The 19,108-nt window shown below is 43.9% G+C and carries 17 protein-coding genes and 1 other RNA gene; 7 read left to right on the top strand and 11 right to left on the bottom strand.

The window, feature by feature from the left end:
* Positions 1 to 76: 76 nt before the first annotated feature.
* The 3 genes from H1R16_RS04290 to H1R16_RS04300 all read left to right on the top strand — a co-directional run bounded on the left by H1R16_RS04290 (position 77) and on the right by H1R16_RS04300 (position 4,298).
* Positions 77 to 1,309 carry an ABC transporter permease gene (locus H1R16_RS04290; RefSeq protein WP_181887577.1) on the top strand — a complete coding sequence of 411 codons (1,233 nt, stop codon included), beginning with the start codon at positions 77 to 79 and terminating at the stop codon, positions 1,307 to 1,309.
* Between the two features lie 70 nt (positions 1,310 to 1,379).
* Positions 1,380 to 2,648 (top strand): ABC transporter permease, encoded by a 1,269-nt coding sequence (locus H1R16_RS04295; protein WP_181887578.1) that lies wholly within the window; start codon positions 1,380 to 1,382, stop codon positions 2,646 to 2,648.
* Between the two features lie 453 nt (positions 2,649 to 3,101).
* On the top strand, positions 3,102 to 4,298 hold the full coding sequence (locus tag H1R16_RS04300) for an efflux RND transporter periplasmic adaptor subunit (protein ID WP_181887579.1): 1,197 nt from the start codon (positions 3,102 to 3,104) through the stop codon (positions 4,296 to 4,298).
* 48 nt (positions 4,299 to 4,346) lie between these two features.
* On the opposite strand, the gene H1R16_RS04305 is transcribed toward H1R16_RS04300, so the two are convergent.
* From H1R16_RS04305 to H1R16_RS04330, 6 genes are all read right to left on the bottom strand, one after another.
* On the bottom strand, positions 4,347 to 4,940 hold the full coding sequence (locus H1R16_RS04305) for a hypothetical protein (protein WP_181887580.1): 594 nt from the start codon (positions 4,938 to 4,940) through the stop codon (positions 4,347 to 4,349).
* A gap of 40 nt (positions 4,941 to 4,980) precedes the next feature.
* On the bottom strand, positions 4,981 to 5,658 hold the full coding sequence (locus H1R16_RS04310) for an HD domain-containing protein (RefSeq protein WP_181887581.1): 678 nt from the start codon (positions 5,656 to 5,658) through the stop codon (positions 4,981 to 4,983).
* Between the two features lie 22 nt (positions 5,659 to 5,680).
* Positions 5,681 to 6,529, bottom strand: a complete 849-nt coding sequence (locus H1R16_RS04315) for an alpha/beta hydrolase family protein (protein ID WP_181887582.1) — start codon at positions 6,527 to 6,529, stop codon at positions 5,681 to 5,683.
* Positions 6,530 to 6,593: 64 nt separating this feature from the next.
* Positions 6,594 to 7,502, bottom strand: a complete 909-nt coding sequence (locus H1R16_RS04320) for a ribokinase (protein WP_181887583.1) — start codon at positions 7,500 to 7,502, stop codon at positions 6,594 to 6,596.
* Positions 7,503 to 7,556: 54 nt separating this feature from the next.
* Positions 7,557 to 8,195: a DUF4241 domain-containing protein gene (locus tag H1R16_RS04325; RefSeq protein ID WP_181887584.1), complete on the bottom strand. Its 639-nt coding sequence runs from the start codon at positions 8,193 to 8,195 to the stop codon at positions 7,557 to 7,559.
* A gap of 9 nt (positions 8,196 to 8,204) precedes the next feature.
* Positions 8,205 to 10,823 carry a valine--tRNA ligase gene (locus H1R16_RS04330; RefSeq protein WP_181887585.1) on the bottom strand — a complete coding sequence of 873 codons (2,619 nt, stop codon included), beginning with the start codon at positions 10,821 to 10,823 and terminating at the stop codon, positions 8,205 to 8,207.
* A 126-nt stretch (positions 10,824 to 10,949) separates the two neighbouring features.
* Between H1R16_RS04330 and H1R16_RS04335 the strand changes: the two genes are divergently transcribed.
* Positions 10,950 to 11,432, top strand: coding sequence for a DUF1573 domain-containing protein (locus H1R16_RS04335; protein WP_181887586.1), 483 nt, complete (start codon positions 10,950 to 10,952; stop codon positions 11,430 to 11,432).
* Positions 11,433 to 11,510: 78 nt separating this feature from the next.
* Positions 11,511 to 12,380: a PPK2 family polyphosphate kinase gene (locus H1R16_RS04340; protein ID WP_181887587.1), complete on the top strand. Its 870-nt coding sequence runs from the start codon at positions 11,511 to 11,513 to the stop codon at positions 12,378 to 12,380.
* A gap of 113 nt (positions 12,381 to 12,493) precedes the next feature.
* Here the strand turns inward: H1R16_RS04340 and H1R16_RS04345 are convergent, their stop codons facing one another.
* Together H1R16_RS04345 and rnpB are read right to left on the bottom strand one after the other, a co-directional pair.
* Positions 12,494 to 13,609 carry a T9SS type A sorting domain-containing protein gene (locus H1R16_RS04345; RefSeq protein WP_181887588.1) on the bottom strand — a complete coding sequence of 372 codons (1,116 nt, stop codon included), beginning with the start codon at positions 13,607 to 13,609 and terminating at the stop codon, positions 12,494 to 12,496.
* Between the two features lie 34 nt (positions 13,610 to 13,643).
* Positions 13,644 to 13,951: RNase P RNA component class A (gene rnpB / locus H1R16_RS04350), an RNA gene on the bottom strand.
* 140 nt (positions 13,952 to 14,091) lie between these two features.
* On the opposite strand from rnpB, the gene H1R16_RS04355 reads away from it, so the two are divergent.
* Positions 14,092 to 14,595 (top strand): RNA polymerase sigma factor, encoded by a 504-nt coding sequence (locus H1R16_RS04355; protein ID WP_187350463.1) that lies wholly within the window; start codon positions 14,092 to 14,094, stop codon positions 14,593 to 14,595.
* The gene (locus H1R16_RS04360; RefSeq protein WP_181887589.1) at positions 14,588 to 15,268 is read left to right on the top strand and encodes a beta-carotene 15,15'-monooxygenase; all 681 of its coding nucleotides are present in this window, start codon (positions 14,588 to 14,590) and stop codon (positions 15,266 to 15,268) included. Before H1R16_RS04355 ends, H1R16_RS04360 begins: the two co-directional genes overlap by 8 nt.
* Before the next feature lie 105 nt (positions 15,269 to 15,373).
* On the opposite strand, the gene rpoN is transcribed toward H1R16_RS04360, so the two are convergent.
* The 3 genes from rpoN to rimM form a co-directional block, all read right to left on the bottom strand.
* Positions 15,374 to 16,849 (bottom strand): RNA polymerase factor sigma-54, encoded by a 1,476-nt coding sequence (gene rpoN, locus H1R16_RS04365; protein ID WP_181887590.1) that lies wholly within the window; start codon positions 16,847 to 16,849, stop codon positions 15,374 to 15,376.
* Between the two features lie 92 nt (positions 16,850 to 16,941).
* Entirely contained in the window at positions 16,942 to 18,390 is a 1,449-nt protein-coding gene (gene asnS / locus H1R16_RS04370; protein WP_181887591.1) for an asparagine--tRNA ligase, read from the bottom strand.
* Positions 18,391 to 18,505: 115 nt separating this feature from the next.
* A complete protein-coding gene (gene rimM / locus H1R16_RS04375; RefSeq protein WP_181887592.1) occupies positions 18,506 to 19,048 on the bottom strand; it encodes a ribosome maturation factor RimM in 543 nt (180 codons plus the stop codon).
* Between the last annotated feature and the right edge of the window lie 60 nt (positions 19,049 to 19,108).

The raw sequence follows: 19,108 nt of genomic DNA on the forward strand, positions 1-19,108 counted from the left end.
ATTTTACAAACTTACGACTCAACAACTTAACAATTTTACTACTTAACCACTCAACAACTAATCCCCTCTAATAAACATGTTTGATCTGGACCGCTGGCAGGAAATATTCGCCTCCATACGAAGCAATGTACTGAGAACAGTGCTCTCCGGTTTTACGGTGGCGTTGGGCCTGTATATATTTATCGTACTCTTTGGCATCGGTTCGGGACTGAAAAACGCCTTTACCGAAGGTTTTGCCCGCGACGCCCAAAACCTTATCGCTATATTTTCCGGGAAAACAACAGTTGCTTACGGTGGACTGCAGTCGGACAGGCAGGTTGTTTTCAAGAACGATGATTATGATGAAATCATTGCCATAGATCCCGGCAAGGTGGAATACTCAGCCCCAAAATACAGCACGGGCATGATGGTAAAGTATGGCCGTGAAAGCGGCAACTATCAGATCAGCGGTACCACCGGCGACGAGAAATTTATTGAAAACAGACAATTGGTGGACGGCAGGTATATAAGCCCGGGAGACCTGCAGCGCAGGCAGAATGTGGCCGTTATAGGCCGGATGGTACAGCGCGACCTTATAAAAGACGGCAGTCCTATTGGCAGGGACCTGGAAATTAACGGCACCATGTTCAAGGTGATAGGCGTTTTTTCTGACGAAGGCGGCGGCGATTTTGAGGAAAGGATGATTACCATCCCGATCAGTACGCTGCAGCAAATGAAAAAAGGTTCTGATACCGTAAACTCCATTCAGCTTACCTACAACCAGAACCTGACACCCGATCAGGCTATAGAGTATGGTGAGGAAATTGAAAAACAGGTCAAGGCCAGACATAAAGTCTCACCCGATGATGAAAATGCCATCAGGGTGCGTAACAATGCAGAAAACACCAAAAACAGTTTTCAGTTCCTGTTTATCCTGACGCTTGTAGTGGGATTTATCGGCATGGGCACCCTGCTGGCCGGCATCATCGGCATCAGCAACATCATGGTTTACATCGTAAAGGAAAGGACCCAGGAAATTGGTGTACGGAAAGCCATTGGTGCCAAACCCAACAGCATTATTGCGCTGATCATTCAGGAAAGTATTGTCATTACAGTGATTTCGGGTTTCATAGGTGTGGGTTTGGGCGTTCTTACGCTCGAACTTATCGGCGACGGCCTGGAAGCTTATTTCATCAAAGACCCGAGTGTAGGTTGGGGCCTCATTATCGTCGCTTTTGTATGCCTGATCCTAGCCGGATTAATTGCCGGCTTTGTACCTTCGTACCGCGCGAGCAAAATAAAACCTATTGAAGCCCTGAGAGCAGAATAATATTACAGAAACAGTACTTAGAAAATTATACTTTGTACAATAACAAAAAAAAGTCGAAACACCGTATCGGATGAATATCGTTTTCAAAAAAGACACCTGGCAGGAGATCTATCATTCACTTCGATCTAATAAGCTGCGAACCTTCCTTACCATGATTGGTGTGGCTTGGGGGATGTTCCTGTACGTATCTTTGCTGGGCGCCGCAAAAGGCATGGAGAATGGATTTGATAAACTGTTCTCCGGATTCGCCACAAACAGTATTTTTCTTTGGGCACAGAATACGAACATTCCGTACGCCGGTTTTGCCAAAGGCCGCCAGATGGAGCTGGACCGAAATGATATAGAAATACTCACCGCCCGGATTCCGGAGATAGATTATATTTCGCCGCAAAGTTCCAGAGGAAGTTTCGGAAGTATGGGAGAACTGATGTCGCGAACGGGCAAAAACGGCACTTACTCTCTAAACGGGGATTCACCAATCGGCAATAAGATTTCTGAAAAAAAACTGCTCTTCGGCAGGTATCTGAATGATGCGGATCTGGCTCTTAACAAAAACGTGATTGTCATAGGTGAGGAAATTTACAAAAACTTTTTTGACCACAAGAAAAATGAAAATCCCATTGGCCAAAGCATTAATGTGCGGGGAACATTCTTTAATGTCATCGGTGTATTTTCGGTGAAAAGGGCCAGTCCCATGGAAAATGCGCAAACCGCCTATATCCCCCTTACTACTTACATGAAAATGTTCAATGCCGGCGATAAAGTAGATGTCTTCTCCATTGTGAGCAAGCCTGATGCAGATGTTGCAATTGTAGAAAACAAAGTAAAGGATGTTTTGAAGCAGAAATACAACGTATCGCCGGAAGATACGAACGCTTTCGGCAGTTTTAATCTGGGCAAGGAATTTAAAAAACTTACCGGCTTCCTGGACGGGATGCAGCTGCTCACCATAGTTGTTGGTACGCTTACCATTCTGGCGGGAGTAATTGCCATCTCCAACATCCTGCTTATCACTGTAAAGGAAAGAACTAAGGAAATAGGGATCCGACGGGCGATCGGTGCAAAACCGGCCGAGGTCCGTAACCAGATCCTGCTGGAAAGCGTGGTAATTACCCTCACTTCCGGAATACTTGGGTTTATATTCGGAATTCTACTGTTGATGATTCTCGATATGATCACACGGAACCAGGAAGATATCCCGTTTTACAATCCCACAGTAGATTATGGGAATGTTTTTGCAGCAATGAGCATTATGGTGACCCTGGGTCTTATAGTCGGTATGATCCCTGCACAGCGAGCTGTTAAAATTAAGCCTATTGAGGCACTTCGCAGTGAGTAGCGGGTAGCTGAAAGTGGATAAGGAGATCAGACAGAGTTAATAGGTTAGATTAAAGATGTCAGATTTTAGATTTTGAATTTTGAATTATGTATTTTGAATTATACTCTGTGTACTCTGTATAAGCGCTGTGTTCTCTGTGGTTAAGTAAGAACTGAGAGCCGAGATTTTAGATATCAGATGTCAGACTCTCATTAGGAGGAAGAAGCAAGAAAAAAAAGACTTCGGAGGGTGTTGGGACTTATCCCTTCGGGATGGCACAAGGGAGCAGTTGGATTTAACTTTGTGTTCTTTGTGCAGCCTTTGTGTTCTTAGTGGTTAAATCAGAGCCAGAAGCGATGAATGTGTATGTAAAATTAAAACCTCTATACCCTCTGTAAAAGCTCTGTGTGCTCCCAGGTTAGATAAAAGCCGGAAACTGCGTACCAAAAATTGTAACATTAAATAAAACGATATATGAAAAAGAAAATTACCGGAAAAAGGGTGCTCTACATCATACTGGGCCTTCTGGTGGCGGGCGCGCTTTTTGCGGGCGTCGGCTATCTCATCAAATCAAATTCTTCCCAAAGCGAGACTTTCCTCACCAAAAAACCAATGGTGCAGAATATGGAAGACAAGGTGATGGCTACAGGAAAAATTGTTCCGCGGGAGGAAATTGAAATCAAACCAAATATGTCGGGTATTGTGGATAAGGTTTTGGTTGATGAAGGCGACCGTGTTACTGTAGGGCAGCTTATTGCCACCATTCGTATTGTCCCGAATATCCAAAATGTAAATGCCTCCCAGCAGGAAATTAACGGTGCACAGCTTCAGATCAGTAATGCACAGTTGAACCTGGATAACCAACAAAAGCAGTTCGGCATGCAGGAAAGGCTGTTTAATCAGGGTGTTATTTCCAGACAGGAATATCTGGCCGCACAACAGCAGCTGCAGTCGGCGCAGATCCAGCTGCGAAACGCGAGACAGCAACTTACAACGGCTCAGAAAAACCTTCAGATCGCAAGAACCGGCGTAACACCGGAACTGCAGAGCCTTGCCACTACCCAGATCCGCTCTAAAGCCAACGGAACCGTACTGGAAGTACCGGTAAAAGTAGGTAGCCAGGTTATTGAAGCCAATTCATTTAATTCCGGTACCACGATAGCGGCCATTGCCGACCTGAATTCACTGATTTTTCAGGGAGAGATTGATGAAGCGCAGGCTGGAAAACTGAAAGAAGGAATGAATATGAATGTGGTGATCGGAGCTTTGCAGAATAAGAAATTCCCGGGCCGGCTTACCATGATTGCCCCTAAAGGTAAAGACCAAAGCGGTACTATAAAATTCCCGGTGGAAGGTGATGTTTTCAATCCGAACAACGAATATATCCGTGCTGGCTTTTCGGCCAATGGCGAAATCGTGCTAAGTTCTCAGAAGAATGCCCTCCTACTGGATGAAGCGCTTATACAGTATGAGAAGAAAAACGGGAAGGATGTTCCCTTTGTGGAAGTAAAACAGGCCAACGGCACCTTTAAGAAAGTGTATGTTACACTGGGTGCAAGCGACGGCATCAACGTTCAGATCAAGTCCGGCATTGATAAAAATGCTGAGGTTAAAGTCTGGAATCCAAGCAATAAGGATAAGGAAGCACTGAAAGAACAGAAAGGTAAGTAAACCGTTATGCATAAATAAAATGTCCTGAAGATTTTCAGGGCATTTTTTTTATTGTCTGCGCAGCAGCAGCACCCCGTTCAGGAAAATAAGCAGAAGGCTGAGTGTTACGTACACACTGCTTCTGTTATTCCTCATTTTCTGCGCGTCTATCAGAAGACCGGCGGTCTTACTGAGCTTCTGGCTCTGGTTGATGTAGTTATGAACCTCAACCACCTGGTCGCTGTCGCGGTTAGGTACCGCATGTTGGGAAAAGTAGACCATATTTTTTTTCCCGAGGTAGCCTGCAATCCAGAATTCATCGGAATGATCCATCTTCAGATATTCCAGCTGGTAATGTTCCGGTCGGATCCGGCCAGCATGTTTCAGGTTATAGGGTTCACCCGCTGAATCGGTATTGTTTACACGGACCACATAAAAATCCAGCGCCTGCGGTAATTTGTTAATGATCTGCACTGCCATGGCATCCATAACGAACGGATACTTACTGCGTTTAACAAACCATACTGTATAATAAGCCATGGCACCCAGTACTATAACCATGCGCGCAATTTTGGCCGAAACAGCAAAACTGCCCTTCCGTATCAGCGAGAGCGGTAACGCCAGACACAGCAACAAGAAAATGATAAAAGTATAGTTTTCCATCTGCTGCAAATATAAGCAAATTGGCCGTGCACGAGCTTTATCAGCGGGCTGCCTCCCACTCTTCCAGAAACTGCTGCAGGAAGGTTTCCATAAAAGTATGCCTGCCTTCTGCAAGTTCCCTGCCTTTTTGAGTGTTCATACGGTCTTTCAGCAACAGCAGTTTTTCGTAAAAATGATTGATAGTGGTACCTGTATTCTTTTTGTACTCCTCTTTGGTCATTTGGAGACGCGGTGCCATCTGCGGATGATGCAGCAGATTATTTTTAAAACCCCCGAAATTGAATGTGCGCGCGATACCGATCGCACCTATGGCATCCAGTCGGTCGGCATCCTGTACAACATGAAGTTCCCGCAGCGGGACTCTCATTTCGCGAATATCCGAAAGCTGTTCATCAGAAGATTCCAGACTGTTTTTAAAGGACATATTTCTGATGATGTAAAGCACAGACTCCATAGTAGCCGGATCCAGCTCAATATCCTTCAGATGATTTTGGGCAATGGTAATCGCAAGCTGCTCATCACCACCGTGAAATTTTGGATCAGCAATATCATGCAGAAGTGCGGCCAGCTCCACGACCTCACGGTCACATGCTTCAGATTGGGCTATGATTACGGCCAGTTTCCACACCCTTTCCACATGAAACCAATCGTGGCCTGCCTCGGCACCCTTTAACTGTTCTTTTACAAAACGCACTGTCCTCTCAATTCCTGTATTCATCAGCATCTAAATTTATAATTTATCAATCCCTTTCCAGATAATCCAATACAACTTTCCACAGGTTCCGGTTATAACTCCTGAAGAAATTAATATGTCCTATTTCCCCCTGCTTACTCTCAGTCGTTGCTAAAAGGCGGTAGGTTGGATTCATATTCGGATAGGTTTCCTCCATCAGTTTTCTAACGGCTTTCTCGGTGAGCCACGTGTCGTCTTCGGCCCTAACCACCAACACCTCCTGATTCAGTGAGCTGGCGAAGTTTTCACCGTTCCGTTCAAGCAGTTTGTTGGTGGATTTCCTGTTAATGACCAGGGTGCGCCAGTCGTGGGCAGATCCTTTCGGAAGACTTTCACCCAAGCCAAAACGGTGCGCCGGGAAATAGCCCCACAGCGCTGTAGTCGCAGGGAGCAGCAGCGCGAAACCTATGTAACCTAAAGTTGCAGTACGAAAATCCAGATTACCCACAAATGCTTTCTGGGTACTTACAAATACAAATCTGTTAAATATTGCGGACTCCGGATTCATCCCCAAAATCAGGGCGCCTACAGAATGACCCAAACAGTATTTTTCGAACTCAGGAAACTGGAATTGTATATAGTCGGTAAGCGTCCGGTAATCCAGGGAACCCCAATCGCGCATTGTGGCCCGGAATGAGCGCAGTGAAGCTGGCTTGGACTGGCCAATTCCACGGTAATCATAGGTTAGAACCGTATATCCGAAGGATGCCATGTATTTGGCTAGAGAAAAATAAACCTGCTGCTTCACGCCAGTCGCCGAATTGATAAGCAGGAGTTTTTTACTGCAGAATTCAGGTCGAAAGCACGTGGCAGAAATTCCGAAACCGTCCTTGGTCTTCAGAGTGAATGATTCCATTAAATTTTATAGGAAGATGTAAAATGCTGTGAAATGGGATGTTAAAACAATGTGAAACCCAAGGCTATATAATTTCGGAGGCATCTGAACTCATGTCTTCCAAAAAAGGCAAGCCTGCCTGAGACCCCTGGTTCAGCGCAACTCTCAGCGAAACATCAGTGCCGAAACGAACACAGTCGCCAATTGAATTACCATGGCAGTAGGCCACGGCAAATCCTGATGTAAACGCATCGCCCATCCCAATTCTGTACTGCATATCCTGATGGTCATTTCGGTAATATTTCATCTCCGAACCGCTGTAATAAGTGGTTACGTTGGTATCATCGCGTATAAAAAGTTTGTTCGGATTGTGCTTCAGGATATCCTCCACATTGTCATCGCCAAAAATAATCGCCAAATCACTGCTCTTGGCAACAATAAAAGATGCATAATCCTGTACCTGGGCAGAAAGCCGTGCAGCCGGTGCCGCATAAACCAGAACTTTTGTATTGTACTTCTGTGCCAGGCCTACTGTAAATTCAACAGCTTCCATGGGGATTTCCAACTGAAGCAAAACAAGGTCAGCTGCTTCAATCAGCGATTCGGCTTTCTGGATTTGGTCTGCAGTAAGATAAACATTAGCACCCGGCACTACCACGATCGTATTCCGGCCTTCAGCCGAAGTTACAAAAGCGGTACCTGTGTCCGCTTCGGAAGTTACATTTACAAGATCTACATTGATTCCTTCGGCTTTCAGATTGCGGAAAACCTCCCGTCCAGCATCATCCGCACCTACACAACTCACAAAACTTACACTGGCTCCCAAACGGGCAGTACCCACTGCCTGGTTAGCACCTTTGCCACCGAAAAAACGTTCAGTTTTTTCGGCCATTACGGTTTCGTTGGGCTTTGGATGCCGTTCCGTAGCGAATACAAGATCCAGGGATGAACTTCCTACAACAACTATTTTTGGTTTTTCAGTACTTAAATTCATGATTCAGGTTTAATAACAAAAGTAATCATTCTAAACCAATGGTATGCCGGAATGCTACCCGGTAACCTCTATGAACTCGGTTACAATCTTTACCGGCCGGTTATCGCCGCTGAAACCAATATAGCTTGCATAAAAACCTTCTCCATAACCTGCCTCGAAGGCGAAAACAGTACCTCCGCGCTCGTCGTTCGGTTTCAGGAAAGCATATTGATCTATGGCTCCGTTCTCATCAAAAAAATGATCATGGAAAAACTCTTCGTAGATCCCCATGAAATCGGCACCTTTCCTGTGATACAGTGTGTTTTCCAGATGATTAAGGCAATCCTGAGTTTCAAGATCCATAAAGCTGCCCATGCCGCTTTCTACCGGATAACCAAAGATTTCTTCACCCTTAAGTTCCTTTAATTCCTGTCCGGCGGTGGTCGCCATTTTCCAGGATGTTATTGCGGAACTCCCGAAACGTATTTCAGCATAGGCTACACAGTTGCTCTCTTTTTCTTTATGAAGAAGTACAGGAAAGGATCCCTTCGGGAAAACCGTGTTAAACGGAACCATGTCACTGGTGATTACGGGATCGCATGCTACCAGGTGCCCGCTAGGCAGGTGAATGTCGCCGACTTCAAATGATTCAATGAGCGGATTTTCCACAAAATCCTTGGTGAAGAGCCGGCTGATATTTTCTATATGCTTCATAATGGCTGCTTATAAAGTTTTCAGTTTGCTGGTAAGCAGCACAATTTTTTCCTGTGCGTCTTTCTGCTTCTTCAGTTCATTATCTACCACCTGCTGTGGTGCGCCTGCCATAAACTTCTCATTGGAAAGTTTCTTTTCCACAGATTTCAGGAATCCCTGAAGATAGGCAATCTCCTCTTCAGTTTTGCGCTTCTCTTCTTCCAGATCCAGACTTTCGCTCAGTGGAATCGACACTTCCGTACCACCCACCAGGAAGGTAAAACTTGGCTCGTCTGTTTTCGAGGCAAAATGTACGGCCGAGATATTGGCCAGTTTTATGATAAGATCTTTATTTGGAAAGGATTCAGCATTGGTAAAAACTTCTACGGCCTCGCGGGGCGAAATCCCCTTGCTTTGACGGTAGTTACGTACACCGGCTACCAATTCCTTCGTGGTTTCAAACTGGTTAAGAATTTCAGAACTAAACTCCGTTGATTTTGGCTGCTGTGCAATTACAAGTGCCTCCTCAGTCGTACGCGGCGCAATATTCTGCCAAAGCTCCTCTGTTAGGAATGGCATGAATGGATGCAACAGCTTCATCAGACTCTCGAAATAAACGATAGTCTGCTGATACACTTCGGTGGAAATGGACTCGCCAAAACCAGGCTTGATGGCCTCCAGATACCAGGAACAGAAATCGTCCCAGATCAGTTTATACAAAAGGTGAAGACCGTCTGATATTCGGAACTTCGCAAACTGATCCTCAATCTCCAGGATGGTTTTATCCATTTGGTGACCAAACCAGTCGATGGCTTGCTTATCCGCTTCAGAAGCCTTTATAGCATCATCTTTGGTCCAACCCTGAATCAAGCGGTAGGCATTCCAGATTTTTGTGGCGAAATTACGTCCCTGCAGCATAAGTTCTTCATCAAAAAGAAGATCATTTCCTGCCGCCGAACTCAACAATATACCAACACGCACCCCATCGGCACCATATTTTTCAATCAGTTCAATAGGGTCCGGTGAGTTACCCAAAGACTTGGACATTTTCCGGCGCTGCTTATCCCGAACAATACCTGTAAAATATACATTTTTAAAGGGCACCTCGCCTCTGAACTCCTGCCCAGCCATAATCATCCTGGCCACCCAGAAGAATATAATGTCCGGACCGGTTACAAGGTCGGAAGTGGGATAATAGTAATCAATCTCTTTATTGTCATTATCCAGCAAACCGTTGAAAACGGACATAGGCCAGAGCCAGGCCGAGAACCAGGTATCGAGCGCGTCTTCATCCTGACGTAGATCAGAAGACTGCAGATTATTATTTCCGGATTTCTCTTTTGCCAACTGCAGCGCCTCTTCGAAATTCTCAGCTACAACGAAATCATTTTCGCCATCGCCATAGAAATAAGCCGGGATTTGCTGGCCCCACCACAGCTGTCGGGAGATATTCCAGTCGCGGATGTTCTCCATCCAGTATTTATAGGTATTCTTAAATTTTTCAGGATGAAACTTCACCTTGTCGTCCATTACTACATCCAGTGCAGGTTTGGCAAGGTCAGACATTCTCAGGAACCACTGTACAGAAACTTTAGGCTCAATTACAGCGCCTGTACGTTCTGAAGTCCCCACTTTATTTACATAATCCTCAGCCTTAAGTAATAAACCTTTCTCCTCCAGTTCCTTCGCGATAAGCTTGCGCACCTCGAATCGGTTTTTGCCTGCATAATGCTGTCCGTGGGAATTCAGGTTGGCATCATCGTCCAGTGAATCTATGATGGTCAGGTTATGACGCTTACCAATCTCGTAGTCATTGATATCGTGTGCAGGTGTAATTTTCAGTGCGCCCGTTCCGAATTCAATATCAACATAATCATCCTCAATTACAGGAACTGTCCTGTTTACTATTGGTACAATAACATTTTTGCCTTTCAGATGCGCATACCTCTCATCATCAGGGTTCACACAAACCGCCATATCGCCAAATATAGTCTCTGGGCGTGTAGTTGCTACAGAAAGGTACTCTTCAGATCCTTCAACCTTATATTTCAGGTAGTACAGTTTACCGTTCTGCTCTTTAAAGATTACCTCTTCATCCGAAATATTGGTCTTGGCCTCGGGATCCCAGTTTACCATACGGTAACCGCGGTAAATCATTCCCTTGTTGTAAAGATCAACAAAGGATTTAATCACCTGCTCAGACATCTTGGGTTCCAGAGTAAAACGTGTGCGCTCCCAGTCGCAGGAGCAGCCCAACTTCTTAAGTTGTTCCAGGATGGTGCCTCCATACTCATCGGTCCATGCCCAGGCGTGCTTCAGGAATTCTTCTCTGGTAATATCTGATTTGCTGATTCCTTCGGATTTCAGTTTTGCCACCACCTTTGCTTCTGTTGCAATGGAAGCGTGGTCCGTACCCGGTACCCAGCAGGCGTTGAAGCCCTGCATGCGCGCGCGGCGTACGAGCACATCCTGAATGGTATTGTTCAGCATATGACCCATGTGCAGGATACCAGTAACATTTGGTGGTGGTATTACTATCGTATAAGGTGGTTTTTCGTTGGGTTCGGAATGAAAATAATTATTCTCCAGCCAGTAACTGTACCATTTGGACTCAGTTTCCCGGGGACTGTATTTTTCTGAAATCTGCATTATGCTCGCTAGTTTTGGCGTTAATGCTGCAAAAATAGGCAAAAGAAAAATTTCTTAAGTTTATTTAAATTTATTTTTAACTTTGCTATCTAATTTGAATCAAAATTCATATCAAACATTATCAATATGAAAAAATTATTTGCAGGTTTTGCAATTTTAGGAACAGTTGCTTTCGCATCCGCTCAAACTATTACTTTTGACAATACTGTACTTGACTACGGAACTGTTAAGCCAGGTGCCGACGGAAACAGAGTTTTCACAGTAAAAAATACAGGTGACAAGCCCCTTATCATTTCCAGCGTAAAGCCTTCTTGTGGCTGTACTACACCTGATTTCAGCAGGGAGCCTATTCTTCCCGGTAAAACAGGTCAGATTAAGGTTCATTACGATACCAAAAATCTGGGCGCAACTCAGAAACTTATCGAGGTATTCTCCAATGACCCTGAAAACCAGAGATCTGTGATCCACATTAAAGTTAATGTTGATCCGAACGCTCCGGAACCAAAAGTTCTTACTGAAGCTGAACTGAAAAAAGCCGAAGCTGAGAAGAATGCAGCATTAAAAAAATCTAAAAAAATGGTGAAGAAGACCAAAAAAGCAACTGCTTAATTAATCACCTTCCCTAATCAACAACCGTTTCAGTTTTGGAGCGGTTTTTTTGTTACCTTTATTTGAAACAGAATGCATATGAAATCAGACTTCAGTGAAAATTTTCTTGTTAAAGATGCTGTGGATATCAGTAAGCTGGATACGGAATACAAAGGCGAACTGACCAAAGCAGACGGAAAAAACCTTTTGGAGCAGGAAAAAATAAAACTTCGCGAACTTCAGGAAAAACTTTATGCTGACGGCAGTAAATCACTGCTTATTGTCCTGCAGGCTATGGATGCAGCCGGCAAAGATTCCCTTATCGAACATGTTTTTAGCGGGGTTAATCCACAGGGCTGCGAAGTCACCAGCTTTAAAACGCCCAGTGAAAAGGAATATTCCCACGATTTTCTGTGGCGCCATTATATGGCTTTACCGGCAAAGGGCAAAATCGGCATCTTTAACAGGAGCCATTATGAAAGTGTGCTGGTTTGCAAAGTCCACCCGGAATACAATCTGAATGAAAAAGTGTGGAAATCCAAAGATGAATTTGATAATAAATTCTGGGATAACCGCTACGAAAGCATACGCAATTTTGAAAAGCACCTGGCTGAAAACGGCACCACCATTATAAAGATATTTCTGAACATTTCAAAAAAGGAACAGAAAAAAAGACTACTGGACCGTATAGAGGAAAAAGATAAAAACTGGAAATTTTCCGCGGGAGATTTACCCGAGCGTGCACTTTGGAATAATTACATGACTGTTTATGAGAAGGCCATAAATGAAACCTCAAAAGATCATGCGCCATGGTTCGTAATTCCGGGAGATGACAAATGGTTTGCGCGTGTGGCTGCGGTGCAGATTATCATTGATGCTTTAGAGGATATGAATCTGAAGTTCCCTAAACTATCAGAAAATGACCTGAAAGCCTTGGAAAACGCCAGACAGCAGCTGGAAAGTGAGTAGTTGAGACGTACATAGAAAAAAAAGCAGAAACCTTAATTTCTGCTCAATGAGATTTTTAGTAAAATGACAGGAATCGGTGCTGACCGGATTCTGTAGCTGCCGGGTGGCTGAAGTTACTTCTTAATGAACTTCGAACTTTTCACCTGATTGCCTGTATGGATCTCAATAAAATAAACGCCTGGAGTCATTGAGGTAACCGGAATTTCCATTGAATCTGCAGAGCCCTCAATACGGCTGACCAAACGACCCTCGGCACTGAAAATATTTATATGCTTTATTTTCTGTTTGGCCGTTACATAAAGAATATCTGCTGCAGGATTCGGATACACTTTAAAGTCCTGATTTTGTGCTTCGCGTACAGAGAGTGGGCTTTCGTTAATCTTAGCCATATACTGAAATGCTCCGCTTGTATAAATTGAACTGTGTGTTCCTGTGGTAGGATCAAGAATATGAAGACCAGCTCCATTTGAGTAGAGATAGTTACCATTCCCCAATTGCAGGACACCGGCGTTGCCACTGGAACCTGGTGTAGGCCAGGAATTGAGTATGGCGCCCGTAGTTGGATTAATTACATAAATTCCGCGATTATTACCAGAGGCGCTGTGGTTCGCAAATGTGGCCACCACCAAATTGCCTTCAGAATTAAAATTCATCTGCTCGATGTTTGCAAGTACCGGCCCGGGAAGCAGAGAACCCATCACAGTCCCGTCGTATCCCAGAATCTGGATTTCGGAAGGACTGGAAAAAGATGAAACGAATGCAGCACTTCCGTTGTCCACCACATCAAAAGGAGACGTTACCGTTGTGTAATAGCCCAGCGGGGCGCCTGTCATCGACAGTCGGCGTATTGAGTTGGCGGTAGCTCCGTTATTGCTGCCGGCATTGGTAACCCAAACTTCATTGTTTACAACATTAAGCCCGCGAATATTGTCCAAACCCACCACATCGCCCAATAATGTAGAATGCGGAGATCCGTCAAAATTATAGATATAGATATCATCGGCAATCTGATCGGCAATCCAAATCTTGTCATTTACCTGGGCAATGCCTTTGGATGTACCGCTGGGCAATGAAATAAAATTGGCATTGACTACTGCACCCGTAACAGCGTCCAGTTTGTAGACGGTGTCTGTGGATGAGTTGAGAACTAAAACGCTTTGCTGCGCACTAAAATTAGAAATAGTAAGGGAAAACGCGGCTAATTGTAACAAAGTAGAGAATGTTTTCATATTTTTTTTATTAAAAATACGAAAAATAATTAAAACCACAAGAAAAGCTGTAAGCCGGATTCTGTAACCGCCGGAGCGGCTGCCTGTTATTTATCTGCGCTTTACATTGCTGCAAAACTTTAGCTGTTTACCCCTCATCAACGGACGGGCCACCCTTAACTGATGATATACTTAACATTGCACCGCAAAGAGTTTACCTGGTTTCACTATAAATTAATATACATACTTTCTGTTGCACTGGTCCTGATCTCACGACCGGCGGGCGTTACCCGCTTTGCTGCCCTGTGGTGTCCGGACTTTCCTACCCCCGCCTAAACGGGAATCAACAGGCTGCTCTTCTTGTGGAGCGCAAAGATACGAAATTTGCGACTCGCCACAACAGATTACATCCGCGCTGACAGGGAACGAACTAATCAACTAAAAAAGATTCATACAGCAATAGCGGAATAGAATCAAATAATTATCTTCGTGTGCAGAAAATAATGCCAACAGTGATCACAAAGGAGCAGGAATTTGCTAAATTAATAAAGGATAATCAGGGACTGATTATTAAGATTTCGCGGCTCTATACCAACTCGCTGGAAGATGAAGAAGACCTTTTTCAGGAAATTGTGTTACAACTGTGGCGCAGTTACGACACATTCAAAGGCGGGAGCAAGATTTCCACGTGGATGTACAGGGTAGCCCTGAATACGGCAATTACTTTGTTCCGAAAAAAAACCCGCTCTCCAAAGACCGATGAACTGATGGATTTTCACTACAATGATTATCTGGAGGACGATGAAGAAAAACAGCAGCAAATAACATTGCTTTACAAAGTAATTAAAATGCTTCCAAAGGTGGAAAGGGCCATTGTAATGATGTATCTGGACGACCTGCCCTACCGGGACATATCAGAAAACCTTGGAATTTCTGAGGTGAATGCACGGGTGAAAATGAACCGCCTGAAGAAGAGATTAAAAGAACTAATGGAGAAACATGCCTGACTTTAATTTAGACGATTTAAAAAAAACATGGCAGGAACAGGAAGTTCGGCCAAAATATGGCAACTCTGATATTCTGGAAATGCTGAATCATAAATCGCGCAATTATGTAAAATATATCCTGTGGATCAGCGTGATAGAATTCCTGTTCTTCACCGGGCTGTCTGTGTTCTACATCTTTAAAAGTGAAGAAACCAACAGCTTCATTTCAGCCATAGAAAAACTTGGTGTACAAAAAACGCCCGAACTGCAGCAGGAGTTTTCACACTTATATAATTTACTGAAAGCTGTGAGTTTTCTGATTACAGGCTTTTTTGTTGTAAAATTTTATCAAAACTACCGTCGCATAAATCTGGAGGCTAACCTTAAGAAATTTATTCTGCAAATCATAGTTTTCCGCAGGACTGTAAACCATTTTATCCTGGCCAATATTCTTTTGCTGATATTGTTTACAGGTATTCTGACCGTTTTTATTTTCCGTACGCTTTCGGTACAGAACATCACTCTGGGGCAACCTACTTTAGTTGGTTTCCTTACCGGAATTGGTATTGCGACACTGGGAAGCGTAGGTCTGATCTGGCTATATTACCGAATCGTTTACGGCATCATTATGAAGAAACTGGGACGTAACCTTAGTCAGCTGAAAGACATTGAAAACAGCACCGATGGTGAATAAGTAAATTTTTGGTTTAATTGCCCCCGCAGTACATTCAGCAAAAATTACAAATCAAAAAAAGTATCCGTCCCAAACTGAGACGGATATTTATTTATGGTTAAATTTTTAAAGTTCCTTCCTAAGCCTGGCTACCGGAATATTAAGCTGCTCCCGGTATTTTGCAATGGTACGGCGGGCAATATTGTAGCCTTTTTCCTTCAGGATACCTACCAGAGCGTCATCAGTATAAGGTTTACGCTTATTTTCCCTGTCTATGGCTTCCATAAGGTGCATTTTAATTTCCTTAGTTGACACTTCCTCACCGTCATCATTGGTCAGACTGTCGGAGAAGAGGTCTTTCAGGTAGATGATTCCGTTAGGTGTATCTGCATATTTACTTTTGACCACACGGGATATGGTCGATATATCAAAACCGGTTATATCGGCTACATCCTTCAGAATCATTGGTCTCAACGACTTATCGTCACCGGTGATAAAGTACTCTTTCTGAAGTTTTACAATAGCTGTAATCGTTTGTAGAAGCGTGTTCTGACGTTGGTTAATGGCGTCTATATACCACTTTGCTGCATCCAGCTTTTGCTTTATAAACAATGCTGCCTGCTTGTGCTCCGCCGATTTCTTGTCATGTGAGTAGGTAGACAGGATGTCCTTATATTCATCGGATACACGAAGTGACGGTGCATTCTTACTGTTAAGCAAAGGAATAACCTCAGGTTGCTCCCCATTTTTTTTCTCATTTACCTGAATCACAAAATCCGGAATAATTTCCTGGTTGATTGTGATCGTTTGTGTATCAAAATTTCCGCCCACTCTTGGTGAAAGTCTGGATATTTCGTCCAGTGCATCCTTCAGGTCGTCCTCGTCCACATCATACTTCTGCATGATCTTGTTGTAGTGCTTATTGGTAAGGGCATCGAACTGATTACGGAGGATATTGGCCGCCAAAGTAATCGCCTTATCGGCAGTTACTTTCTTCTCAATCTGCAGAAGCAGGCATTCCTGAAGGTTACGGGCACCAACTCCGGGTGGATCCAGTTTCTGAACATAGTTATCCAGGATATCCTCTACATTTTCCTTTGTAGTATAAATTCCCTGAGAAAATGCCAGATCATCTACAATTGCTTTCAGTTCGCGGCGAAGATAACCGTCGGTATCAAGGTTTCCAATGATATACTCAGCAATTTTAAGATCATCATTTTCAATGTTAATCAGGCGGATTTGCTCCAGCAGGTAATCATAAAGCGACTGACCTTCTGTAAGCAAACTTTCATTATCGAATTCCTCATCATCGGCCGAATAGTTACTGGAAGAGGTCTTATAGCTGGGTTCATCATCAAAAAGATACTCATTTACGTCAAAATCAGTATCAATACTGCTGTTTCCTTCATCTTCATATTCAGCAACCGGCTCTTCCTTGCCGTCATTATCTTCATCCTTTCTTTCAAGTGCTGGATTTTCTTCCAGTTCGCGTTCCAGCTCTTCCTCAAACTCCAGCGTATGCAGCTGTATGAGCTTCATAAGCTGTATCTGTTGGGGGGCAAGTTTTTGTCCGAGTCTGAGTTGAAGGTTTTGTTTCAGCATATTCTTTTCTGCAAATTATTTGTGCGTAGCAAAAGTAGGGATTGATTAATTTCAGCGATTACAGATTAATTCTATATTCTTACAAGATTCTGTTAAAACTCTGCATTCTTGGGCGTTCGCGGGAATGGGATTACGTCACGGATGTTGGTCATACCTGTTACAAACAGAACTAATCTTTCCAGACCCAAACCAAAACCGGCATGTGGTACGGAACCGAATTTTCGGGTGTCCATATACCACCAAAGCTCATGCTCATCCACGTTCATATCCTGCATTTTCGCTTTCAGGACATCCAGCCTTTCTTCCCGCTGCGAACCACCGATGATCTCACCAATGCCCGGAAACAGGACATCCATAGCCGCAACGGTTTTATTATCATCGTTCAAGCGCATATAGAAAGCCTTGATCTCCTTTGGATAATCGAAAAGAACCACAGGGCTTTCAAAATGTTTTTCCACCAGGAAGCGCTCATGCTCGCTCTGCAGGTCAATTCCCCAACGGTCTACAGGATACTGGAATTTACCCTTTTTGTTCTCTTTGGAGTTCATCAGGATCTCGATAGCTTCCGTATAGGAAACCCGCATAAAGCGTTTTTTGATAACGTTTTCCAGTTTTTCAATCAAACCTTCTTTTGCACGGTCCTTTTCGGGCTTCTGTTTTTGTTCGTCAGCAAATCGGCTGTTCAGGAACTCAAGGTCTTCGGCACAGTTCTTCAGAACATAGCTGATGACGTATTTCAGGAAATCCTCTGCCAGGTCGATATTGTTTTCAAGGTTATTGAAGGCTACTTCGGGCTCCACCATCCAGAATTCGGCAAGGTGACGCGTCGTGTTGGAATTTTCGGCACGGAAAGTGGGTCCAAAGGTATAAACCCTGCCTAATCCCATAGCTGCAGTTTCCGCTTCAAGCTGACCAGATACGGTAAGGTTGGTTTTCTTTCCGAAGAAATCTTCAGTATAGTCTATTTCTCCCTCCTCATTTCTTGGGATATTGTTGAGGTCGAAATTGGTTACGCTAAACATCTCACCGGCACCTTCGGCATCTGCGCCTGTGATGATCGGTGTATTGATGTAGAAGAAATGGTTTTTGTTATAGAATTCGTGAATCGCAAAACTAACGGCACTGCGAACTCGGAACACTGCCGAAAACAAATTGGTCCGGAAACGCAGATGAGCCTGCTCCCGAAGCACTTCCAGTGAATGTTTTTTAGGCTGAAGGATGGTCTTGTCGCGCTCTTCAGTAAAATTATCACCTAAAATAACAATTTTTTTGGCGATGATTTCAATGACCTGTCCGCTTCCCTGGCTTTCCACCACTTCACCTGTAATTTTCAGTGAAGAGGCTACGCTGATTTTACTGATGGTGTCTTTATCAAAATTTTCGAAATCCACAACTATCTGAAGGTTCGCCATTGTAGATCCATCGTTAAGTGCGATGAAACGGTTGGAGCGGAATGCCCGCACCCAGCCCTGTACAGTAATATCGTGATGAAGTATTTTTTTGTAGTCTCCGAGGAGTTCTTTAATGATCATTTTTTTCATTGCTGTCTTAGTCAGTTCTAGCAAATATAGCACTTTTGGCTCATTTTTGCGGGCTGGATTCGTCTAATTTTAAGTAGTGCGCCCGGAAGATGTTCATCTGCCTTCGGCACAATTATCATTCATCTTTCACTGCGGGGGTGGTATACACTTCCAGCAAACCATCAGGAAGCTGCATCGTGATTATCTTATCTGTGCGGTTGACCTCTACGATCCAGTCTTTAATCACCGGGATAATCACCTCTTTACCCTGCAAATCAAGAATAAAGTAATGCTGCGCAATCTGGTCATTTATTTCCTTAACGGTTCCGCAGGAATTGCCCTGCTCATCACGGATTTCAAAGCCAAGGACTTCATGATAATAAAACTGGTTTCCTGTGAGTTCAGGAAGAGTGATGAGCGGCATAAAGACATTCTTGTTCACCAGTTGTTCTGCCATTGCAAGGTTGGCATTCTTAAAATACACAATTTTGGTATTGTCTCGGCTCCACTGCTGTTTCTCTACAAAAAAGGGCACCAACAGACCGTTCACTTCTACAAATAGGCCTTCCAGTTTATTATAGTGATCTGCCTGATCGGTATCCAGTTTCAGAATTACATTTCCAGCCAGTCCGTGGGTCCGGGTAATCTTTCCCAGATAATAACAGTCTTCTTTTTTCATTTTTATTATTTATGATTCGCTGACGGTTTCGGAGTTAACCTTACGCCGCCAACAGCATTG

This window comes from Marnyiella aurantia, assembly GCF_014041915.1.
Lineage (GTDB): Bacteria > Bacteroidota > Bacteroidia > Flavobacteriales > Weeksellaceae > Marnyiella > Marnyiella aurantia.

Coding starts and splice junctions, on each gene's coding strand:
- H1R16_RS04290 (WP_181887577.1), top strand. CDS start 77: ATGTTTGATCTGGACCGCTGGCAGGAAATATTCGCCTCCATACGAAGC.
- H1R16_RS04295 (WP_181887578.1), top strand. CDS start 1,380: ATGAATATCGTTTTCAAAAAAGACACCTGGCAGGAGATCTATCATTCA.
- H1R16_RS04300 (WP_181887579.1), top strand. CDS start 3,102: ATGAAAAAGAAAATTACCGGAAAAAGGGTGCTCTACATCATACTGGGC.
- H1R16_RS04305 (WP_181887580.1), bottom strand. CDS start 4,940: ATGGAAAACTATACTTTTATCATTTTCTTGTTGCTGTGTCTGGCGTTA.
- H1R16_RS04310 (WP_181887581.1), bottom strand. CDS start 5,658: ATGAATACAGGAATTGAGAGGACAGTGCGTTTTGTAAAAGAACAGTTA.
- H1R16_RS04315 (WP_181887582.1), bottom strand. CDS start 6,529: ATGGAATCATTCACTCTGAAGACCAAGGACGGTTTCGGAATTTCTGCC.
- H1R16_RS04320 (WP_181887583.1), bottom strand. CDS start 7,502: ATGAATTTAAGTACTGAAAAACCAAAAATAGTTGTTGTAGGAAGTTCA.
- H1R16_RS04325 (WP_181887584.1), bottom strand. CDS start 8,195: ATGAAGCATATAGAAAATATCAGCCGGCTCTTCACCAAGGATTTTGTG.
- H1R16_RS04330 (WP_181887585.1), bottom strand. CDS start 10,823: ATGCAGATTTCAGAAAAATACAGTCCCCGGGAAACTGAGTCCAAATGG.
- H1R16_RS04335 (WP_181887586.1), top strand. CDS start 10,950: ATGAAAAAATTATTTGCAGGTTTTGCAATTTTAGGAACAGTTGCTTTC.
- H1R16_RS04340 (WP_181887587.1), top strand. CDS start 11,511: ATGAAATCAGACTTCAGTGAAAATTTTCTTGTTAAAGATGCTGTGGAT.
- H1R16_RS04345 (WP_181887588.1), bottom strand. CDS start 13,609: ATGAAAACATTCTCTACTTTGTTACAATTAGCCGCGTTTTCCCTTACT.
- H1R16_RS04355 (WP_187350463.1), top strand. CDS start 14,092: ATGCCAACAGTGATCACAAAGGAGCAGGAATTTGCTAAATTAATAAAG.
- H1R16_RS04360 (WP_181887589.1), top strand. CDS start 14,588: ATGCCTGACTTTAATTTAGACGATTTAAAAAAAACATGGCAGGAACAG.
- rpoN (WP_181887590.1), bottom strand. CDS start 16,849: ATGCTGAAACAAAACCTTCAACTCAGACTCGGACAAAAACTTGCCCCC.
- asnS (WP_181887591.1), bottom strand. CDS start 18,390: ATGAAAAAAATGATCATTAAAGAACTCCTCGGAGACTACAAAAAAATA.
- rimM (WP_181887592.1), bottom strand. CDS start 19,048: ATGAAAAAAGAAGACTGTTATTATCTGGGAAAGATTACCCGGACCCAC.